This window comes from Pseudomonas sp. P1_C12, from assembly GCF_056406435.1.
On record NZ_JBFUAE010000006.1, the window covers coordinates 168,521 to 188,801 of the forward strand.

At 59.0% G+C, this 20,281-nt stretch carries 17 protein-coding genes; 11 read left to right on the forward strand and 6 right to left on the reverse strand.

What is annotated here, in order from left to right; genetic code table 11:
• Positions 1–2 precede the first annotated feature (2 nt).
• Both AC1D19_RS13005 and mfd read right to left on the reverse strand, forming a co-directional pair.
• Positions 3–581: a CsiV family protein gene (locus AC1D19_RS13005; protein ID WP_477763440.1), complete on the reverse strand. Its 579-nt coding sequence runs from the start codon at positions 579–581 to the stop codon at positions 3–5.
• A 10-nt stretch (positions 582–591) separates the two neighbouring features.
• Positions 592–4,041, reverse strand: a complete 3,450-nt coding sequence (gene mfd, locus AC1D19_RS13010; RefSeq protein ID WP_477763441.1) for a transcription-repair coupling factor — start codon at positions 4,039–4,041, stop codon at positions 592–594.
• Between the two features lie 363 nt (positions 4,042–4,404).
• Here mfd and AC1D19_RS13015 point away from each other — a divergent pair, with 363 nt between their 5' ends.
• The 8 genes from AC1D19_RS13015 to sthA all read left to right on the forward strand — a co-directional run bounded on the left by AC1D19_RS13015 (position 4,405) and on the right by sthA (position 13,402).
• Positions 4,405–5,868, forward strand: a complete 1,464-nt coding sequence (locus AC1D19_RS13015) for a glyceraldehyde-3-phosphate dehydrogenase (RefSeq protein WP_477756617.1) — start codon at positions 4,405–4,407, stop codon at positions 5,866–5,868.
• A gap of 216 nt (positions 5,869–6,084) precedes the next feature.
• Positions 6,085–6,570: a hypothetical protein gene (locus AC1D19_RS13020; RefSeq protein WP_477759924.1), complete on the forward strand. Its 486-nt coding sequence runs from the start codon at positions 6,085–6,087 to the stop codon at positions 6,568–6,570.
• Positions 6,571–6,685: 115 nt separating this feature from the next.
• Positions 6,686–7,798, forward strand: coding sequence for a polymorphic toxin type 44 domain-containing protein (locus AC1D19_RS13025; RefSeq protein WP_477759925.1), 1,113 nt, complete (start codon positions 6,686–6,688; stop codon positions 7,796–7,798).
• Positions 7,779–8,222, forward strand: a complete 444-nt coding sequence (locus AC1D19_RS13030) for a hypothetical protein (protein ID WP_477756679.1) — start codon at positions 7,779–7,781, stop codon at positions 8,220–8,222. The genes AC1D19_RS13025 and AC1D19_RS13030 overlap by 20 nt, the downstream gene beginning before the upstream one ends.
• 669 nt (positions 8,223–8,891) lie before the next feature.
• Entirely contained in the window at positions 8,892–9,335 is a 444-nt protein-coding gene (locus AC1D19_RS13035; protein WP_477763442.1) for a hypothetical protein, read from the forward strand.
• Positions 9,336–10,017: 682 nt separating this feature from the next.
• Positions 10,018–10,374, forward strand: a complete 357-nt coding sequence (locus AC1D19_RS13040; RefSeq protein WP_477763443.1) for a hypothetical protein — start codon at positions 10,018–10,020, stop codon at positions 10,372–10,374.
• Between the two features lie 451 nt (positions 10,375–10,825).
• Entirely contained in the window at positions 10,826–11,800 is a 975-nt protein-coding gene (locus AC1D19_RS13045; RefSeq protein ID WP_477763581.1) for an FAD:protein FMN transferase, read from the forward strand.
• A gap of 207 nt (positions 11,801–12,007) precedes the next feature.
• Positions 12,008–13,402 carry a Si-specific NAD(P)(+) transhydrogenase gene (gene sthA, locus AC1D19_RS13050; protein WP_007984277.1) on the forward strand — a complete coding sequence of 465 codons (1,395 nt, stop codon included), beginning with the start codon at positions 12,008–12,010 and terminating at the stop codon, positions 13,400–13,402.
• Positions 13,403–13,444: 42 nt separating this feature from the next.
• Here the strand turns inward: sthA and AC1D19_RS13055 are convergent, their stop codons facing one another.
• Together AC1D19_RS13055 and AC1D19_RS13060 are read right to left on the reverse strand one after the other, a co-directional pair.
• Positions 13,445–14,167 (reverse strand): glycerophosphodiester phosphodiesterase, encoded by a 723-nt coding sequence (locus AC1D19_RS13055; RefSeq protein ID WP_477756820.1) that lies wholly within the window; start codon positions 14,165–14,167, stop codon positions 13,445–13,447.
• 14 nt (positions 14,168–14,181) lie between these two features.
• On the reverse strand, positions 14,182–14,763 hold the full coding sequence (locus AC1D19_RS13060) for a PilZ domain-containing protein (RefSeq protein WP_477763444.1): 582 nt from the start codon (positions 14,761–14,763) through the stop codon (positions 14,182–14,184).
• A gap of 94 nt (positions 14,764–14,857) precedes the next feature.
• Here AC1D19_RS13060 and AC1D19_RS13065 point away from each other — a divergent pair, with 94 nt between their 5' ends.
• From AC1D19_RS13065 to AC1D19_RS13075, 3 genes are all read left to right on the forward strand, one after another.
• Entirely contained in the window at positions 14,858–16,108 is a 1,251-nt protein-coding gene (locus tag AC1D19_RS13065) for a lipoprotein-releasing ABC transporter permease subunit (protein ID WP_477763445.1), read from the forward strand.
• 7 nt (positions 16,109–16,115) lie between these two features.
• The gene (lolD, locus tag AC1D19_RS13070) at positions 16,116–16,799 is read left to right on the forward strand and encodes a lipoprotein-releasing ABC transporter ATP-binding protein LolD (protein WP_218428817.1); all 684 of its coding nucleotides are present in this window, start codon (positions 16,116–16,118) and stop codon (positions 16,797–16,799) included.
• A 63-nt stretch (positions 16,800–16,862) separates the two neighbouring features.
• Positions 16,863–18,107, forward strand: a complete 1,245-nt coding sequence (locus AC1D19_RS13075) for a lipoprotein-releasing ABC transporter permease subunit (RefSeq protein ID WP_414873149.1) — start codon at positions 16,863–16,865, stop codon at positions 18,105–18,107.
• Between the two features lie 64 nt (positions 18,108–18,171).
• Here the strand turns inward: AC1D19_RS13075 and AC1D19_RS13080 are convergent, their stop codons facing one another.
• Positions 18,172–19,521, reverse strand: coding sequence for a heavy metal sensor histidine kinase (locus tag AC1D19_RS13080; protein WP_477763446.1), 1,350 nt, complete (start codon positions 19,519–19,521; stop codon positions 18,172–18,174).
• Positions 19,521–20,201, reverse strand: coding sequence for a heavy metal response regulator transcription factor (locus AC1D19_RS13085; RefSeq protein WP_007995297.1), 681 nt, complete (start codon positions 20,199–20,201; stop codon positions 19,521–19,523). Before AC1D19_RS13085 ends, AC1D19_RS13080 begins: the two co-directional genes overlap by 1 nt.
• Positions 20,202–20,281 lie beyond the last annotated feature (80 nt).

Sequence of the window (20,281 nt, forward strand, 5' to 3'; positions counted from 1 at the left end):
AATCAGTCCGGAATTTCTTCGGGAGCTGCTCGGGGTGCGGGAGCGGTCAGCGAGGTGATCTTGATCAGCAGGCCGAGGTGGCCGTTGTCGAGGAAGTTCAACTGGCCGTTTTTGGTGTGGCTTTCCTGTTTCAGGCGCTCGCTGGCGGTCACCATGCCATTGGCATCGATCTGATTGACCCAGAAATCGGCGTCGACGTCGGTAAAGCGTCCCAGCGTCATGTTCAGCGTGCCCTCGATCGGGAACTGACCATATTGTTCCTTGCCGTCGCTGATCGCCACTTTGCTGGCGTTTTCGCCGAGAGTCTGTTGCCAGGCCTTGTGCAGCAACACCGTGTAGTCGGCGCTGCTGGTGAGTTTATCCACCTCGCCATTCAGGCTTGGTGTACGCAGGCTGTCGGGGCTGACGGGTTGGGCGCCAGCGGCCCAGTCTTCCGGTGCGGCGCGGCTGACAATCGCCGGCACGGCGTTTTGACGGACCAGAATCATTTCGACCTGATACAGGTCATCGGCAAATGCCGTGGGTGCAACCAGTGCTGGCATCAACAGGGTCAGCAAGGTCAGTGAGCGAAACAGGCGCATGCGGCGTCCTTCAAGCAGTTTTCGGAACGAGGCGCTCGAACAGCGCCTCTACAGTATTAAAGCGCTCTTCCGGGCGCTCCATCGGAACCATGAACTTGAACATCGTGGCGCCTTCGAATTTGTAGCGTTTTGGCTGGCTCTGGATCAGTTTGATCAGGGTCAGCGGGTCGACCGGCGTCTGTGCGGCGAACTCGACGCGACCGCCTTGGGGGCCGCCATCGACTTTCTTGATGCCCAGTTGCTCGGCCTGCAATTTCAATGCAGTGATGCGGATCAGGTTCTTGGTCGGTTCCGGCAACAGGCCGAAACGGTCAATCATCTCCACCTGCAAATCCTTGAGGCCGTCCTCATCGGTGGCCGAGGCGATGCGCTTGTAGAGAATCAGGCGGGCGTGAACGTCCGGCAGGTAGTCCTCGGGAATCAACGCCGGCACGCGCAAGTTGACTTCCGGACCACCGCCGAGCGGTTGGTCGAGGTTCGGCTGCTCGCCCTTGCGGATCGACTTTACTGCGCGCTCGAGCATTTCCATGTACAGCGTGAAGCCGACGGCCTGGATCTGCCCGCTCTGGCCGTCGCCGAGCAGTTCGCCAGCGCCACGGATTTCCAGGTCGTTGGTGGCGAGCACGAAGCCCGCGCCGAGGTCCTGGGTGTTGGCAATCGCTTCCAGGCGCTTTTCCGCGTCCGGGGTGATTTGCTGGCGTGGCGGCGTCAGCAGGTAGGCGTAGGCCTGGTGGTGGCTGCGTCCGACCCGGCCGCGCAACTGGTGCAACTGTGCCAGGCCGAACTTGTCGGCACGCTCGATGATGATGGTGTTGGCGCTCGGCACGTCGATGCCGGTCTCGATGATGGTCGAGGCGATCAGCACGTTGAAGCGCTTGTGGTAGAAGTCGCTCATCACCTGTTCGAGATCGCGTTCGCGCATCTGCCCATGACCGATAGCGATCCGTGCTTCCGGTACCAGTTCGGCGAGGTCGGCGGCGCATTTCTCGATGGTCTTCACGTCGTTGTGCAGGTAGTAGACCTGGCCGCCACGCAGCAACTCACGCAGCAAGGCCTCTTTGACCGTGCTCTTGTTCTGCTCCATGACGAAGGTGCGTACCGACAGACGACGAGCCGGCGGCGTGGCGATGATCGACAGATCGCGCATGCCCGACACCGCCATGTTGAGCGTGCGCGGAATCGGCGTAGCGGTCAGGGTCAGGATGTCGACTTCACTGCGCAGCGCCTTGAGCTGTTCTTTCTGGCGTACGCCGAAACGGTGTTCTTCGTCGATAATCACCAGGCCGAGGTTTTTGATCTTCACGTCGTCCTGCAGCAACTTGTGCGTGCCGATGACGATGTCGATCTTGCCTTCGGCCAGGTCCGCGACCGCCGCATTCACTTCCTTGGCCGACTTGAAGCGGCTCATCACTTCCACAGTCACCGGCCAGTCGGCGAAGCGGTCGCGGAAGCTGTTGTAATGCTGCTGGGCGAGCAGGGTGGTCGGCACCAGGATCGCCACCTGGCGACCGCCATGCACGGCAATGAACGCGGCGCGCATCGCCACTTCGGTCTTGCCGAAGCCGACGTCGCCGCACACCAGGCGATCCATTGGCTTGGGCGCGAGCATGTCTTCGCGCACCGCTTCGATGGTGGTTTGCTGGTCCGGGGTTTCTTCGAACGGGAAGCCGGCGCTGAAGGTGGCGTAGTCGGCTTTCGGATCGGCGAAAGCGTAGCCTTCGCGGGCGGCGCGGCGGGCATAGATGTCGAGCAACTCGGCGGCCACGTCACGCACCTGTTCGGCGGCTTTGCGCTTGGCTTTCTGCCAGGTCTCGGAACCGAGGCGGTGCAGCGGGGCCAGGGCGTCGTCGCTGCCGGTGTAGCGGGCGATCAGGTGCAGGTTGGCCACCGGCACGTAAAGCTTGGCGCCTTCGGCGTACTCCAGGGCGAGGAACTCGGCGGTCTGGCTATCGATTTCCAGGGTTGCCAGGCCCAGGTAGCGACCGACACCGTGGTCGATGTGCACCACCGGCGCACCTTCACGCAGCTCGGTGAGGTTCTTGATCACGGCATCGTTGTTGGCATCGGCGCGCTTTTCGCGGCGACGGCGCTGCATCACGCGCTGGCCGAACAGCGGGCTTTCCGCGACGAGGGCCAGGGCCGGGGCGTCGAGCAGCAAGCCTTCGTCGAGCGGGGCGATGGTGATCGCCATGCGATCCTTGCCAGCGACAAAGTCCGGCCAGCTGTCGACGGTTTTCGGTCGCAGCTTCAGACGTTCCAGCAGCTCCAGCAACACTTCGCGGCGGCCTGCGGATTCGGCGGTAAACAGCACGCGACCGGGGAACTGGTCGAGGAACTCGGCCAGTGCCGCCAACGGTTGGGTGGCCTTGGCTTCGATGGCCAGGTTCGGCAGCTCCCGAGCGGGGAAGCGCTCGCGACCGCTACCGCTTTCCACGTCCTGTTGACTGGCCACCACGCGCGGCCAGTTCTTCAGGCGCGCGAAGCAGTCTTCCACCGGCAGGAACAGTTCGACGGGTGGTAATAAAGGACGGGACGGGTCGACGCGGCGTTCTTCATAACGATTGCGCACGTCGTTCCAGAAGTTTTCCGCGGCCTGTTCGATACCGGGCAGCGAGAACACTTGCGTGTCCTGGGGCAAGTAATCGAACAGGGTCGAGGTTTCTTCGAAGAACAGCGGCAGGTAGTACTCGATACCGGCCGGGGTAATCCCGCTGCTCAGGTCCTGAAAGATCGGGCAGCGGCGGAAGTCGACGTCAAAACGCTCGCGAAACCGCGCCTTGAAGCGGGTGACCGCTTCTTTCTGTAGCGGAAACTCCTTGGCCGGCAACAGCTTGACCGAGTCGACCTTGTCGATGGAGCGCTGGTTCTCCGGGTCGAAGGTGCGCAGGGTTTCGATTTCGTCGTCGAACAGATCGATGCGATACGGCAGCTTGCTGCCCATCGGGAACAGATCGATCAGCGAACCGCGAACGGTGAACTCGCCATGCTCGTACACGGTATCGACGTAGCGATAGCCGGTGGCCTCGAGGCGGGTGCGCATTTGCTCGACGTCGAGTTTCTGGCCGATATCCAGCACCAGGCTGCTGCCGAGCAGGAATCTGGTCGGCGCGAGGCGATGCAGGGCGGTCGTGATCGGCACCACGAGCACGCCATGGCTCAGCTCCGGCAGCCGGTACAGGCTGGCGATGCGCTGGGAAATGATGTCCTGGTGCGGCGAGAACAGGTCGTAGGGCAGGGTTTCCCAGTCGGGAAAGTGCAATACGGGCAAATCCGGGGCGAAGAAACCCAGCTCCTGTTCCAGCCGTTCGGCACTTTGGCTGTCGGCGGTCAGCAGCAGGGTAAAGCGCTTGGCAGCGCTGGCGGCCTCGGCAATGGCCAGGCTCAGGGCGGCACCGGGCAGGTTGCCCCAGTGCTGTTTACCTGCCGCGGCAGGGAGAAGCGGTAGACGCAGAACGGGCACGGAAGGTTGAGCTCCAAGCGTTGCGACAAAGTCGGTAATTGTAGCGGTCTACGATGCCGCCTGTCAGTTGCTGACTGCGTCTAAAGCACGGGTTTGGTGAAATGTAGTGGTAAAGACAAAATTCGGCGGTTTTTTGCCAGAAATTACTGAATATGTAGTGGCAAAAACAACGAGTGTTACGGAGGGTTACGGATAACGAGGCGTGACCTCCAAAAAATTGACTGCGCTGCAAGCCCCGGTTTTATTGGGCTGGCGCGATGCGTAAGTTTTTTGAACGACGATTTGTTACGTAAAGCACGACGGGCGCGCATTGCTACGGCGGTCACTCGGCGGCATAATGTAGCCCCTTTTTTCTGCCCCTACATGTGGAAGGTTCCCGTGACTCAGAAGCCCGACCAGTGTCTTGGTGAATGGATCGACCGTGAAGCACTCGCAGAAGCGATGATTCCGCTTATCGGTCAGCTCTACCGCAATAACAACGTGGTGAGCTCGATCTATGGCCGCAGCCTGATCAATCGTTCAGTCATTGCGATTCTCAAAGCTCACCGCTTTGCTCGTCACCGTCAGTCCGACGAAAGCGAGCTGTCCGTCCACGAAACATTCCCGCTGATCAAGGCGATGAGCGAGCTCAAGCTCGGCGCCGCTTCGGTGGACCTGGGCAAGCTGGCGGCCAAATTCAAGGCCGAAGGCAATGGCCGTACTGCCGAGCAGTTCGTCCGTGAAGAACTGGCTGACGTGGTTGGCCAGCAAAACGTATCCGCCCGCAAAGGCACCGACGTTGTCCTCTACGGCTTCGGTCGTATCGGCCGTCTGCTGGCGCGCATCCTGATCGAGAAAACCGGTGGTGGCGACGGCCTGCGCCTGCGCGCCATCGTTGTCCGCAAGGGCGCCGAGAACGACCTGGTCAAGCGTGCCAGCCTGCTGCGCCGCGACTCGGTCCATGGCCCGTTCGATGGCACCATCACCATCGATGAAGCCAACAACACCATCACCGCCAACGGCAACCTGATCCAGGTGATCTACGCCAAGAGCCCGGCCGAAGTCGACTACACCCAGTACGGCATCGAAAACGCTCTGATCGTCGACAACACCGGTGTATGGCGTGACGCTGACGGTCTGGGCCAGCACCTGGCCTGCCCGGGCGCTGCCCGCGTGATCCTCACCGCACCTGGCAAGGGCGCGCTGAAGAACATCGTGCACGGCATCAACCATGGCGATATCAGCCCTGACGACAAGATCATCTCGGCGGCTTCCTGCACCACCAACGCCATCGTGCCGGTGCTCAAGGCAGTCAACGACAAGTACGGCATCATCAACGGCCACGTCGAAACCGTTCACTCGTTCACCAACGACCAGAACCTGATCGACAACTTCCACAAGGGCAGCCGTCGTGGCCGCGCCGCGCCGCTGAACATGGTTATCACCGAGACCGGTGCCGCCACCGCAGCCGCCAAGGCGCTGCCAGTGCTCAAGGGCAAGCTGACCGGCAACGCGATTCGCGTTCCTACGCCGAACGTGTCGATGGCCATCCTGAACCTGAACCTGGAAAAGGCCACCACTCGCGAAGAGATCAACGAGTACCTGCGCCAGATGGCCATGCACTCGGATCTGCACAAGCAGATCGACTACGTGAGCTCCCAGGAAGTGGTTTCCACCGACTTCGTTGGCTCGCGCCACGCAGGCGTAGTGGACGCGGAAGCGACCATCACCCAGGATAACCGCGTTGTTCTGTACGTTTGGTACGACAACGAGTTCGGTTACAGCTGCCAGGTGGTTCGCGTGATGGAAGACATGGCCGGTGTAAACCCGCCAGCCTTCCCGCGCTAAGCCTTTAGCGGCACATGAAGCGCCCCGACTTTGGTCGGGGCGTTTTTGTTTGGGCGCTCCGCAATAAATACGCTTTAGAAACAATCCTGTAGGAAAAGGATCGTTTCTTTTGGCGAAATTTCTGAATCATTCTTTTGACCCTGCCGTGAGAGTCGCGCCGCTGTTAGCGTCCGCCGCATTATTTCTGAACACCCTACCAAGGATAAGGATTTTGAAATGAATGCACCCTTGCAACCTTTGTATACCAACGATGTTTCCCCAGAGTATCTGCGCAGTCTGGACAATCCACACTTCACTGAGCAGCAAATTGCGCAATTCCATGAGCACGCCCAAGTGGTTGTGCGTCAACAGCAGGCTTACATCGACACTCATCCTGCTATCGCCATCTTCCGGTGCGCAACCGAGGGCAGCCAGACCCGTAACGGCGGGGTGATCCAGCAAGGGACAGGGCCGCTGGAGTTCAAGTTGGAAAATGGACGGTCGGTGCGCGTAGCGCGAACAGGCGACTACGTCCTGTATGCCGATGGCAGTACAGCGCAAATCATCACCGGCGCAGGGCAAGACAACAATGATGTGGCGCTGGTCGGCAGCATGCTCAGCAATGGCGACGAAATCATCAATACACCGCAAGGCGGCTACGTGTTTATTGCGCGCGAAGGTGTGTCGATGGGCGAGGATTTTTTGTCATCGGTCGCGGACTGAGTGACGAAGTCTGGCGCTGCCCAAGGCTGTCTCAGTGCTGCGTTGCTTAAATGCTCACGCAGCTGATGGTCGAAAACTTTCTGGACTCGGCCGGAAGTAACGGAGAAGAAATTCAATGAAAGAAGGACATTTCATCGGTCTGAATGACCGAACCACCTGTGGTGGCAAAGTTCTGGATGGTGACACCCGGATCATGATGTATGGCGTTGCCCACGCCTGCGATGGTGATCGGGTCACCTGTGGAAAAGACGGGAAGACGTATCGGATCGTCGGTGGCATTTCGTACATGATCAGTCATGGAAAACCCATGGCTGGTACGCTGGACAGTTACAGCAATTGCCCCTGTAAAGCTCGACTGATCCCCTCCGTAATGACGGCCACGTATCAAAGCAACGCAAGCCCTGCACAGCCGGCCACCAGGGCTGCGGGCTCATCGGCGGCTCCGGCTGAAAACAGCTTTACAGCCAAGCCTAATGTGGTTGATCTGAAGCTGGCAGATAAAATCTCTGCACCACCCGGCGACCTTGGTGGAAGCGAAGCCTGTAACCATCCAGACCAGATGGAAGAGCTTGCCAGCTACATCGCAGGTGAGATGAATAGGAACATCAAGCATCCGTCCGTGTTGAAAATGAAAGAGCTGATGAGCTACGACAGCAGCGCGGAAGCCAGGAAATTTCGGGCGTTACCCTGGTACGCCAGACTGGCGGGACCACCGAATTTCAACGGAATTGCATTGATGAATAAGCTAGAGGCGATGGCGATCTGGACTAAACAAGTGGGTCAAAACATGGAGTGGGATCACAAGCCGAAGCTTCGGGAGCTGTTTCCCGGGGTACGACACAAGCAAGGGAAGTATCTCTACTACTACGACATTTGGTCGAACATCCACTACGGTTATGTCGGAATCATAGGTGGACTTTCAGAAAGCTTACTGCTAGACGGAGCAGGGGCCGAGCAAATCGCCTCAGATACCCTGCGCAAAGCCGAAGAGTTACGAACAACGCCCAAAGAGGATAGAGAGCTCCTTGGCCCTCGTCCTACAGCTAGCCCTTGGACTGAATTGCGATCATGGGATGATGTAGCTGATAGAGTGTCGATAAGCATCGGTATAAAGCTCGCCAATCAGCACCCTGAAGGCGGGATAACAGCGCAGATGATCATGAATAAGGTGTTGGCAGTTCCACCAGAGAACTGGGGAGATGGAGTCCGTGTCCACGTCTGTAAATAACCCCCGATCTCGTTACTTACGGTGGCTATGGATTCCGTTTTTACCACTGCTGCTGCCACTGCTGGTACTGCAGTTGATGGCCCTCTGGAATGTTTATGTTCTACCCAGTGCAACCGTCAATTATTCCAAGGATGCCGAGCGCGGATTGCGGTACACCTGGAACGTTCAAGACCGGATATACAGGGGGCGGATGTCCCCAGGAGGTGCCACCAGCGACCACGGATATCTATTTCCGGATACCGAATTTTTCATGGAGTTTTCTTGGGCAGCCGAGAACGGGCGTTGGCACTGCATCAGCATCACACCGAAGTGGCCCAACATGCATATTTTTCTCGACGCCGACGGCAACATTGATATGCGCAAAGGGAGTGGTGCAGATGTGGATAGGCTGAAAGAGTGTCAATGGGATTTGGTGAAGCCCTAACATGCGTCAAGATTAAAAGTCGGTATTGGTTTGATTAACGAAATGCTAGCGATTTACTCCGGGTTGGGGGGGGCACAAATGCAAGTAAATGGTGCTGCTTTTGTTTAAGGGTAGACCGCTAGCAATATTGCTTCTGATGTATTTTGTCTGGTATGTCTCCGTGCCGAGGGTGAAAGTCTATTTCTCAGAGGCGGGGGTCGGGAAGTTGAGTTTTGTTCTAAATACTCAGCACGATATATTTCGAGGGCGAATCTCCCCTGGCCAATCTACAGGAGGTCCTGGCCATATTTTTAAAGATGATAATTTCTTTATGCAGTTCGACTGGACTGTCTCAGGGAAAAGTCATTGCGTAAGGATAAGTCCTAAGTGGCCAACGACCCGTATATATATTGGAGCAGATGGAGCTCTCGATAGCGGTCACACTAGTGCAACCGATTCAGATCGATTAACGGAATGCCCTCGGCAATGAGTACAACATCAAAAAAATAAAATGCTCCGACACTCATTCTACGGCCGGCCCTTGGACTGAATTGTGAACATTGGGTGATAAAGTGTCGATAAACATCGGTATAAAGCTCGCCAGTCAGCACCCTGAAGGTGGGATGACGGCGTAGATGATCATGAATAAAGTGCTGGCAGTTCCATAAGAGAACTGGGGGGATGGAGTCCGTGTCCACGTCTGTAAATAAACCAAGAACACGTTACATTAAGTGGCTATGGATTCCGTTGCTACCGCTATTACTGCCCCTGCTGGTGCTTTTGCTGATTGTCCTCTGGCAAATTATTGTGTTGCCTACCGCAATCGTCCATTACTCCAAGAACGGCGTTGACGAACTGCGGTTCATCTGGAATGTGCAACACCGGATTTACAAAGGAGGCCTCCCTCCAGGCGGCAGCACACGAGATCATGGGTTCTTGTTTCCAGATGAGAAGTTTTTCATGGAGGTCTCTTGGTGGAACGATAAAGATCTCCGACACTGCGTAAATATCACCCCGACATGGTCCAATACGCACATCTACCTCGATGCCAATGGCGATATTGATCGCAGCGAAGGCAGCGGCACGGATTCGCATCGACTAAAACAATGCATCACTGATACAGCGAGCCCATGAAGAGCCAAGGGATCAAAGCGATATGCAGTGCGATTCTGGGAGATGGAGCTCGTGTCCATTCCAGTAAAAAACCTAGGTCGCGTTACATTCGGTGGCTATGGATTCCGTTGTTACCGCTACTGCTTCCGTTACTCGCGCTACTGCCGATAGTGCTATGGAATATTTTTGTACTACCTACTGCCACCGTCCATTACTCCACGGATGCTGTACAAGAGCTGCGATACATATGGAGCGTCCAGGACCGGATATATAAGGGACGAATGCCTCCGGGAGGCGCCGTTATCGATCATGGATTTCTATTTCCGGATGCTGAGTTCTTCATGGAGTTTTCTTGGGGGAGTGAGAAAGGCCGTTTGCACTGCATCAGCATTAAACCTAAGTGGCCAAATACGCATATATTCCTCGACTCCGGCGGCAATATTGATATGCGGGAGGGGAGCGGTACTGACGTAGATCGGTTGAAGGAGTGCCAGTGGGACTTGGCGAAACCTTGATATGTGCCATAGTTGACAATCAGTATCGGTGTGAGGTGGGCCAAGTAATACCCACAGAGCGGGATGTCCATAGATGATCGTGAATAAGGTGTCGGCAATTACTTCATAAAGCTGAGGGGATGGAAATCGTGTCCACACCTGTACGTAAAACAGGTCCAAGGTATAGAAGGTGGTTATGGATTCCATTTTTGTATCTGGCCATTAGCTACTGGGATATTGCACTTCCGACCGTAACCATTCACTACTCCGAAAATGGAAGGGAAGAACTCAGGTATATCTGGAATGTCCAGCACCAGATATACAAGGGCGGGATGCAACCCGGCGGAGGTACGGTTGATAACGGTTTTCTGTTTCCTGATGACGATTTTTTTATGGAAATATCCTGGTGGAGCAAAAATGTTCGAGCCCACTGCGTCAACATTACTCCGAGGTGGCCGAATACGAACATCTACCTTGATGCCAACGGCGATATTGATCTCAGCGAAGGCAGCGGTACGGATTCGGATCGACTAAAACAATGCGTCACCGATACCGCGACGCCATGAAAAGGCCCCGTTTGCAGTCGTTGCTGTTCGGTCAAGTATTTAGTAGGAGCGAGCTTGCTCCGGGCGGTGTTCCGATGATGCAGCCAAGAGCGCTGCGTTTAACTAGTGAGCACGCGTTATCGTTGACGACCATCGCGAGCTTGCTCGCGATAGCGTTCTGGCAGAAATATCAATGTTGACTGTGATGGCCTCATCGCGGGCAAGCCCGCTCCTACAGGGATTGGTGGTGTTTGCGCGGTAGTGATTACGCCAGCCATTCAATGTGGGAGCGAGCCTGCTCGCGATAGCGGTCTGAGAGGGCTATCAATGCTGGCTGTGATGGCCTCATCGCGAGCAGGCTCGCTCCCACAGTTCTGTCGCATAATGGCTGGCCTTGGCGGCGTGTCAGAGATTGTTGGAGAGGCGGGATTTGTTGAAATGGCGGCTGTATGGCCTTGGGGCTCTGATCATCATGCTGTCCGCCTGCGGCAACGGCGACACTCTGGAAACATTCGGCGGCCCCACCATGGGCAGCACTTATTCGATCAAGTATGTACGCCACGCCAACCTTCCGGCGCCGGACGAAGTCCGCGTCCAGGTCGAGCAGATCCTCGCTGACATTGACCGGCAAATGTCGACCTACCGCAGCGACTCGGACATCGAGCGCTTCAATGCATTACCGGCCAACCGTTGTCAGGCAATGCCGGCGTCGATCCTCGAATTGGTTCGCGTGGGCGAGCAATTGTCAGCGCAAAGTGAAGGTTCCTACGATCTGACGGTGGAGCCGTTGCTCAATCTCTGGGGATTTGGTCCGCAGGCCCGCGGGGAAAAAGTCCCGACTGCCGAAGCGCTCGCCGAAACCCGCCAGCGCGTCGGCCATGAACACTTGCGCATCGAGGGCGACCAGTTGTGCAAGGACGCCGCCGTCGAGGTCGACTTCAACAGCATCGCCGCCGGTTATGCGGTGGACACGATTGCCGCAAGACTCGAGGCGATGGGCATTCGCGATTATCTCGCCGAAGCGACGGGGGAGCTCAAGGCGTCCGGCAGGAAGGCTGACGGTTCGCCATGGCGCATTGCACTGGAAGAGCCGCGGGATGACCGGCAAGTGGCCGAGCGCGTCATTGTTGTCGACGGTTATGGCCTGTCCACTTCCGGCGACTATCGTAATTATTTCGAGCAGAACGGCCAGCGTTTTTCCCACACCTTCGATGCGCGCACCGGTGCGCCGGTCTCACACCGTCTGGCATCGGTCACGGTGATTCATCCTTCAGCGTTGATGGCCGATGGCTTATCGACGCTGTTGCTGATTCTCGGCCCGGAGCGCGGTTGGGACTACGCAGAAAAGCACGATATCGGCGCATTTTTTGTGATTCGTGCCGATACAGGTTTCGTCACACGCAGCAGTCACGCTTTTGAACGCCTCAGTGGCGAAAAAACCGAATGATTTCGGCGATTTGAGCATTGAAAACTGGCGTTGTAGTGCAGGCAAAAGTAGCCTACGACGCGACCAAGGGTTAATGTGCGCGGCGTTGACGCTTCTATAGACTGTGTCCGGGTTCTGCACTGGCCCCAAATTGTTCCTTCATGCCACGCATTGGCGTGATTTAGCCGCAGGTGCCGAGGGTGCCGCGGCCTGTTCTGAGGAGTACGCATGGCTGTCTACAACTACGACGTGGTGGTGTTGGGTTCCGGCCCGGCGGGAGAAGGCGCGGCAATGAACGCCGCCAAGGCAGGGCGCAAGGTGGCGATGGTCGATAGCCGTCGCCAGGTCGGCGGCAACTGCACTCACTTGGGCACCATCCCGTCCAAGGCACTGCGTCACTCGGTGCGGCAGATCATGCAATTCAACACCAACCCGATGTTCCGGGCCATTGGTGAGCCGCGCTGGTTCTCGTTCCCGGACGTGTTGAAAAGCGCCGAGAAAGTCATCTCCAAACAAGTCGCTTCGCGTACCGGCTACTACGCCCGTAACCGCGTCGACGTGTTCTTCGGCACCGGCAGCTTCGCCGACGAGCAAACCATCGAAGTGGTCTGCGCCAACGGCGTGGTCGAAAAACTGGTGGCCAAGCACATCATCATCGCCACCGGTTCGCGCCCTTATCGCCCGGCGGACATCGATTTCCACCACCCGCGTATCTACGATAGCGACACCATCCTCAGCCTCGGCCACACCCCGCGCAAACTCATCGTTTATGGCGCCGGTGTGATCGGTTGCGAATACGCCTCGATCTTCAGCGGTCTGGGTGTGCTGGTGGAGCTGGTGGACAACCGTGGTCAGTTGCTGAGCTTCCTCGACTCGGAAATTTCCCAGGCCCTGAGTTATCACTTCAGCAACAACAACATCACGGTTCGCCATAACGAAGACTACGACCGCGTCGAAGGCGTGGACAACGGCGTGATCCTGCACCTCAAGTCCGGCAAGAAGATCAAGGCCGACGCCTTGCTCTGGTGCAATGGTCGTACCGGCAACACCGATCAGCTGGGTCTGGAAAACATCGGCGTGAAGGTCAACAGCCGTGGTCAGATCGAAGTCGACGAGGCGTACCGCACCTGCGTGCCGAACATCTACGGCGCCGGTGACGTGATCGGCTGGCCGAGCCTGGCCAGTGCGGCCCATGACCAGGGTCGTTCGGCCGCTGGCAGCATCGTCGATAACGGTAGCTGGCGTTTCGTGAATGACGTGCCGACCGGCATCTACACCATTCCGGAGATCAGCTCGATCGGCAAGAATGAGCAGGAGCTGACCCAGGCCAAGGTGCCGTACGAAGTCGGCAAGGCGTTCTTCAAGAGCATGGCGCGGGCGCAGATCGCCGGCGAGCCGCAAGGCATGCTGAAGATCCTGTTCCACCGTGAAACCCTGGAAGTCCTGGGCGTTCACTGCTTCGGTTATCAGGCGTCGGAGATCGTGCACATCGGTCAGGCGATCATGAACCAGCCGGGCGAACTGAATACGCTGAAGTACTTCGTCAACACCACGTTCAACTACCCGACCATGGCCGAAGCCTATCGGGTAGCCGCGTACGACGGCCTCAACCGGCTTTTTTGACGGGCTCCGGCCGGTGGCCTGAGCCGGCCGGGGAGACCGATTTCAGCAATTCTCGAGGGTGGCGGTGGCCAAACCGGGAAAGTCTGTAATCAGGCTGTCAACGCCGAAGTCGGCGAGTCTGCGCATCAGCGCAGGCTCGTTGACGGTCCATACCGACACATGCAGCCCCTGACGCTGCGCCCTTTGCAGGCGTTCCGGCGTGCACAGGGTCCAGTTCAGCGCCAGGATCTCACAGCCATAGCTGGCCGCGACCTTCAGCGGGTCGAGCCAGGCATACTCGGCCACCAGCCCGCGGGATACGTCCGGCACCAACTCCAGCGCCGCCTTGAGCACTTCACGGGAACTCGAGGTGATGGTCACCTTGTCCATCAGGCCATGACGCTGGACCATTTCACGAATCGCCAGCACGGTGGTCGCGGCACGCATCCTCGATGCGCTTTTGACTTCCAACTGCCAGTGATCGAAGTCGCATTTCTCGAACAGTTCTTCCAGCGTCGGAATCGGGCACGGCTTGATCCAGTCCGGGCCGCCCTTGCGTGCGTCATACGTCACCAGCTCGGCCGCCGTGTGTTCGACGACCTTGCCGCGACGGTCCGTGGTGCGCTTGAGAGTCGGGTCGTGAATGACCATCAACTCGCCATCCATGGACAGGTGCAGGTCCAGTTCACAGCGACGCACGCCGTGCTTGAGACATTCCTGAAAGCTGGTCAGGGTGTTTTCCGGTGCTTCGCCCTTGGCGCCGCGATGGCCGTAGATGAGGGTCACGGTTCTTCCTTAAATTAATTGCCTGATTCGAGCTGTTCGCGGGCCTGGCGTCGTTCCTGGGCCTGCTTTTGCAAGATGTGGCGGGCCAGCAGTTGGCGCTGGGCGTCGGTCGGGTGTTCGAACTCGGTGCCGACGTCATAGCCATCGCCCTTGCGGTCGCAGTGGGTGACGCGAGCGCGCAGCTGCAGGCCCAGGGCCTGCGGCATCAGCACCAGCTTGACCGACAGGCGTGCACCGGCGGCGATGGGATGTGGATGCTGAAAGTCGATGCCGCCTTCGGAAATGATCACCGGCCGCGGTTCGCCGATCTGCCCGAGCACTGTCAGAGCGACGACCTGACTCAGCAAATCGATGCGTTTGTTCTGGGATTTGAGGAATGCGGCTGTCGTGCGGTCGCGTTCGCTGATCTGGCGCAACAGGTGTTGCGACTCGAATTCGCTCAGGTGCAGTTCGCTGAGCAAGTTGAAGAGCGGGGAAGCATCCTGCAACACTTCCTGGCCTGCGGCTTCGCGAGCGGACAGGGGCCGAATTTCCAGTGCGATCGTATCCTCGATACGGTAGTATTCGCGGCGATCTTCTTCATCTAATGTCGACATGGCGAACCCATGGTAGCGGCGGTGGTCTGAGTGTAAAGCTGGTTATCGACCCCCGCCACAAGGACGTTCCTTTTCCCTCCGAACAAGCCCCGACATGTTCAGACCTCTCTTCGTATTTATCGGCACGCGTTACACCCGTGCAAAGCGTCGCAATCATTTTGTGTCATTCATTTCCCTGACTTCGATGATCGGGCTCGCCCTTGGCGTGGTCGTGATGATCGTGGTGCTGTCGGTGATGAACGGCTTCGATCATGAGATGCGCACCCGCGTGCTGGGCATGGTGCCCCACGCGACCATCGAGTCCGGCGAGCCGATCAGCGATTGGCAAAGCCTGGCGGCCAAGGTCAAGCAGAACCCGCAGGTGGCGGCCGTGGCGCCGTTTACGCAAATGCAGGGCTTGCTGACCAATAACGGCAAGGTCTCGAAAGTCCTGCTCAATGCCATCGACCCGGCGCAAGAGCGCCAGGTGTCGATCATCGATCACTTCATGACCCAGGGAAAACTCGACGATCTGGTGCCGGGCGAGTTTGGCATCGTCATCGGCGACAAGGCTGCGACCAAGCTCGGAGCCGTGATCGGCGACAAGCTGACCTTCGTCGCACCGGAAGTCACCGTGACCCCGGCCGGGATGTTCCCGCGCATGAAGCGCTTTACCGTGGTCGGCATTTTCCATGTCGGCGCCGGCGAGCTCGATGGTTATCTGGGCGTCACCAACCTGCAGGATCTGGCTCGGCTGCACCGCTGGAAACCGGATCAGGTCCAGGGCCTGCGCCTGAAGTTCGACGACCTGTTCCAGGCACCGCGCACCGCGTGGAGCATCGCCCGCGATCTCGGTGAAGACCGCTACTACGCCCGCGACTGGACCCGCACCCACGGCAACCTGTACCAGGCGATCCGCATGGAAAAAGCCATGATCGGCCTGTTGCTGCTGCTGATCGTCGCGGTCGCGGCGTTCAACATCATATCCACGCTGGTGATGGTGGTGAACGACAAGAAGGGCGACATCGCGATCCTGCGTACGCTGGGCGCCACGCCGGGCACGATCATGCGCACGTTCATGGTGCAAGGCACGGTCATTGGCGTGGTCGGTACCGTGATCGGCGCCGTGGTCGGGATCTTCGCGGCGCTGAATGTCAGTGCCGCGATTGCGGCCCTCGAAGGCCTGATCGGCCACAAGTTCCTCAACGCCGACGTGTACTTCATTGATTACCTGCCATCGCAAGTGCAGAGCCAGGACGTGGTGATGGTCTGCTCTGCGGCGTTGGTCCTGAGTTTCCTCGCCACCCTGTATCCAGCCTGGCGTGCCGCGCGCACCCAGCCTGCGGAGGCGCTACGTTATGAGTGAGTCGGGCATGAGTGATAAAGCAATCTTGAGCTGCCGCAGCCTGGGCAAGTCCTACGAGGAAGGTCCGGAGTCGGTGGAAGTGTTGGCCGACCTGCAACTGGAGTTGCACCCGGGCGAGCGCGTGGCGATCGTCGGCAAGTCGGGCTCGGGCAAAAGTACCTTGCTCAATCTGCTGGGCGGCCTCGATACGCCGACCAAGGGCAGCGTCTGGCTCGACGGCGAGGAACTGTCGGCGCTGAGCGAGAAGAAACGCGGCCTGCTGCGTAACCGCGCCCTCGGCTTCGTGTACCAGTTCCACCACCTGCTGCCGGAATTCACCGCGCTGGAAAACGTCTGCATGCCGCTGCTGATCGGCAAGACCGCGATCCCCGAAGCGCGCCAGCGTGCCACGGCGTTGCTGGAGCGGGTAGGGCTGGGCCATCGCCTGGAGCACAAGCCGGCCGAATTGTCCGGTGGTGAGCGTCAGCGCGTGGCCATCGCCCGCGCCCTGGTGAACACGCCGGGCCTGGTGATGCTCGACGAGCCAACCGGCAACCTCGACTCCCATACCGCCCAGGGCATTCAGGACTTGATGCTGGAACTCAGCACCTCGATGCGCACGGCGTTCCTGGTGGTGACCCACGACATGAACCTGGCCCGCCAGATGGACCGCGTCCTGCACCTGCAGGAAGGCTGCCTCACTCCCATCTGATTGGCTGAAACCCGATGTCTGGAAAGGCGTCGGGTCTATTATTTCCATACGGTGCCCCAGCGAATGTTCAGACCGTTATCGATCTTTATCGGCACGCGCTATACCCGCGCCAAGCGCCGCAATCGCTTTGTTTCCTTCATCTCGATGACGTCGATGATCGGCCTCGCCCTCGGCGTTCTGGCGATGATCGTGGTGTTGTCGGTGATGAACGGCTTCCAGCGCGAAATGAGCTCGCGCATCCTCGGCATGGTGCCGCACGCCACCATCGTCGGCGTCAATCCGATTGATGACTGGAAACCCGTGGCAGCGGCGGCGATGAAAAACCCGGAAGTGACGGCGGCAGTGCCGTTCACCGAGATGGAGGGCATGCTGTCCTACAAGGGCACGATGCAGCCAATCCAGGTCAGCGGTGTCGACCCGGCGCTGGAAGGCCAGGTATCGATCGTCGCCAAGCACATTGTCCAGGGCAGTCTCGAAGCCCTGAAGCCGGGCGAATTCGGCGTGGTGATCGGCGAGATCACGGCGCGCCGCTTCCGCTTGAACGTTGGCGACAAGATCACCCTGATCGTGCCGGAAGTCAGCAATGCGCCGGGCGGCATTACCCCGCGCATGCAGCGGCTGAATGTGGTCGGCGTGTTCAAGGTCGGTGCGGAGCTGGACGGCACCATGGCGCTGATCCACATGGCCGATGCCGCGCAGATGCAGCACTGGGAGCCGAATCAGGTGCAGAGCGTGCGCCTGGCGGTGAAGGACCTGTATGCCGCGCCGCAAGTGTCGAGCGACATCGCCACGGGGCTGGGCGCCGCCTACAAGGCAGACGACTGGACCCACACCCAGGGCAGCCTGTTCAGCGCAATGAAAATGGAAAAAACCATGATCGGCCTGCTGTTGCTGATGATCGTCGCGGTGGCGGCGTTCAACATCATCGCGACCCTGATCATGGTGGTGAACGACAAGGGTGCGGACATCGCGATCCTGCGCACCATCGGCGCCACGCCACGGCAGATCATGGCGATCTTCATGGTGCAGGGCACGGTGATCGGCATCGTCGGCACCCTGATTGGCGGTGTGTTGGGCGTGATTGCCGCGCTGAACGTCAGCCAGATCGTGGGCTGGATCGAGCGGGTCAGCGGGCAGCATATCTTCAGTTCCGACGTGTATTTCGTCAGCAACCTGCCGTCCGAGCTGCAAGGCGCGGATGTGGCGCTGATCTGCACGGCGGGCTTCGTCATGAGCTTCCTGGCCACGGTTTACCCGGCATGGCGGGCGGCGAAGATCGAGCCGGCTCATGCGTTGCGCTATTCGTAAGACCTGACACCGCCAGCTCTTCGTAGGAGCTGGCTTGCCAGCGAAGAGGCCGGTCCTGCCAGCCTCAATCCCCCCTCGGCAACTCGATCACAAACCGCGTCCACCCATTCTCCGATTCACAACGAATCTGCCCGCCATGGGCGCGGATGATCGACTGGGTGATCGCTAATCCCAATCCCGCATGTTCACTGCTGCCTTCGCGGCGTGCCGGGTCTGCACGGTAGAAACGGTCAAACAGCTTCGGCAGTAACTGTGCGTCTATCCCGCTCCCGGTGTTTTCGACGCTCAATCTCAGGCCATTCGCTTGTTCGACGATATTTACCCGAACTTCGCCGTCGGCGGGGGTAAAACGTAGCGCGTTATCCAGCAAGTTGGACAATGCTCGCCTCAACATACTGCGGTCGCCTTCCAGACTCCCATGACCTTCCCGTGCGAGCGTCACCCGCGCGTCTTCCGCCAGTGGCGCAAAAAACTCCAGCAGCAGGTCTGCTTCTTCGGCCAGTTCCAGCGCTTCGCGCATGGGCATCAACAACCCATGGTCAGCCTTGGCCAGATAGAGCATGTCATTGACCAGTTGCGCCATCCATTGCAATTCTTCGAGGTTGCTGTGCAGGGCCTCGCGATAGTCCTCGAGGGGGCGAGGGCGGGTGAGGGTGACCTGGGTGTGGGTCAGCAGGTTCGACAATGGCGTGCGCAGTTCATGGGCAATGTCGGCGGAGAACGCGGACAGGCGCTGAAACGAGTCGTCGAGGCGTCCGAGCATGGCGTTGAAGTTGTGGGCCATTTCCGCCAGTTCCGGCGGCATGTTTTCTTCAGGCAACCGCGCGTTCAGCGATTGCGCGGAAACACCGCTGGCCACCGCACTGATCCGCCGCAACGGGCGCAAACCGCTACGTGCCGCCCAGGCGCCAAGCAGGGCGGTAGCCAGGGCCGACAGGCCGACGGTCAGCCAGATCAAATGCTGCATGCGTTGCAGGAAGTGCTGGTGGTGGGTGATGTCCAGCAGCAAGGTCAGTTGCGGTGACTCGGGTTTGTCCGCGAAAAGCGGTGCATTCAGGACGCGGTAATCCATGCCGTCATGGCTTACCGTCGACAATCCGGGCTGGCGCGGCAATACCTGGGGAATGTTGGTCGAGCTGTCATACCAGCGCTGGCCGTCGCTGCCGGTGATTCGCAGGGGCAGGCCAGCCTGCCGGCTCAATTCCTCCGCCAGCTTCGTTTCGCTGTCACTCGACTGGAAGTCGTGCAAGGCCCGACGCAAGCCAATCAGTTTGCCGTCCAGCAGTTGCTGGTCGAGCTCAATGAAGTGCGCCTCGCTGGCGCGGCTGAACAGCACCCCGGCGAACAACGACACCACGGCGGTGCAGGCGGCAAACAACAGCGCCAGGCGGCTGCTCAAGGACAGCCGGCGCATCAGGCGGGGCGCTCTTCGAGGACGTAACCCATGCCGCGCACGGTGTGGATCAGTTTGTTGGGGAATTCATCGTCGATCTTCAGGCGCAGACGACGGATCGCCACCTCGATGACATTGGTGTCGCTGTCGAAATTCATGTCCCAGACCTGGGACGCAATCAGCGACTTGGGCAGGACTTCACCCTGGCGGCGCAGGAGCATTTCCAGCAGGGCGAATTCCTTGGCGGTCAGGTCGATACGCTGGCCGCTGCGTTCGACCCGGCGACGGATCAGGTCCAGGCGCAAATCGGCCAGTTGCAGGCTGGTCTCCTGCGGCGTGGCACTGCCGCGACGCAACAGGCTGCGCACTCGCGCCAGCAGTTCGGAGAAGGCAAACGGCTTGACCAGATAGTCATCGGCGCCCAGTTCGAGGCCGTGAACCCTGTCCTCCACGGCGTCACGTGCTGTCAGAAACAGTACCGGCGTGTCCAGGCCAGCGCTGCGCACCGCTTGCAGAATCTGCCAGCCGTCACGACCGGGCAGCATCACATCGAGAATCAGCAGGGCATATTCGCCGCTGAGGGCCAATTGCTGGCCGGTGTTGCCGTCGGCCACCAGTTCCGTGTTGAACCCGGCCTCGGCCAGGCCCTGGCGCAGGTAATGGCCGGTTTTCGGTTGGTCTTCGACGATCAGCAGTTTCATGGGCAGCTCTTGGCAGATGGAACGAACGCTTTATACCGTGGGCAGCGTTCATACAGGTCAACCTGACAAAGTTGTAATCT

Excerpts from the sequence above, each read along its gene's own strand:
- AC1D19_RS13005 (WP_477763440.1), bottom strand. The coding sequence starts at position 581 with ATGCGCCTGTTTCGCTCACTGACCTTGCTGACCCTGTTGATGCCAGCA.
- AC1D19_RS13015 (WP_477756617.1), top strand. The coding sequence starts at position 4,405 with ATGTGGAAGGTTCCCGTGACTCAGAAGCCCGACCAGTGTCTTGGTGAA.
- AC1D19_RS13020 (WP_477759924.1), top strand. The coding sequence starts at position 6,085 with ATGAATGCACCCTTGCAACCTTTGTATACCAACGATGTTTCCCCAGAG.
- AC1D19_RS13025 (WP_477759925.1), top strand. The coding sequence starts at position 6,686 with ATGAAAGAAGGACATTTCATCGGTCTGAATGACCGAACCACCTGTGGT.
- AC1D19_RS13045 (WP_477763581.1), top strand. The coding sequence starts at position 10,826 with ATGCTGTCCGCCTGCGGCAACGGCGACACTCTGGAAACATTCGGCGGC.
- sthA (WP_007984277.1), top strand. The coding sequence starts at position 12,008 with ATGGCTGTCTACAACTACGACGTGGTGGTGTTGGGTTCCGGCCCGGCG.
- AC1D19_RS13060 (WP_477763444.1), bottom strand. The coding sequence starts at position 14,763 with ATGTCGACATTAGATGAAGAAGATCGCCGCGAATACTACCGTATCGAG.
- AC1D19_RS13065 (WP_477763445.1), top strand. The coding sequence starts at position 14,858 with ATGTTCAGACCTCTCTTCGTATTTATCGGCACGCGTTACACCCGTGCA.
- lolD (WP_218428817.1), top strand. The coding sequence starts at position 16,116 with ATGAGTGATAAAGCAATCTTGAGCTGCCGCAGCCTGGGCAAGTCCTAC.
- AC1D19_RS13075 (WP_414873149.1), top strand. The coding sequence starts at position 16,863 with ATGTTCAGACCGTTATCGATCTTTATCGGCACGCGCTATACCCGCGCC.
- AC1D19_RS13080 (WP_477763446.1), bottom strand. The coding sequence starts at position 19,521 with ATGCGCCGGCTGTCCTTGAGCAGCCGCCTGGCGCTGTTGTTTGCCGCC.
- AC1D19_RS13085 (WP_007995297.1), bottom strand. The coding sequence starts at position 20,201 with ATGAAACTGCTGATCGTCGAAGACCAACCGAAAACCGGCCATTACCTG.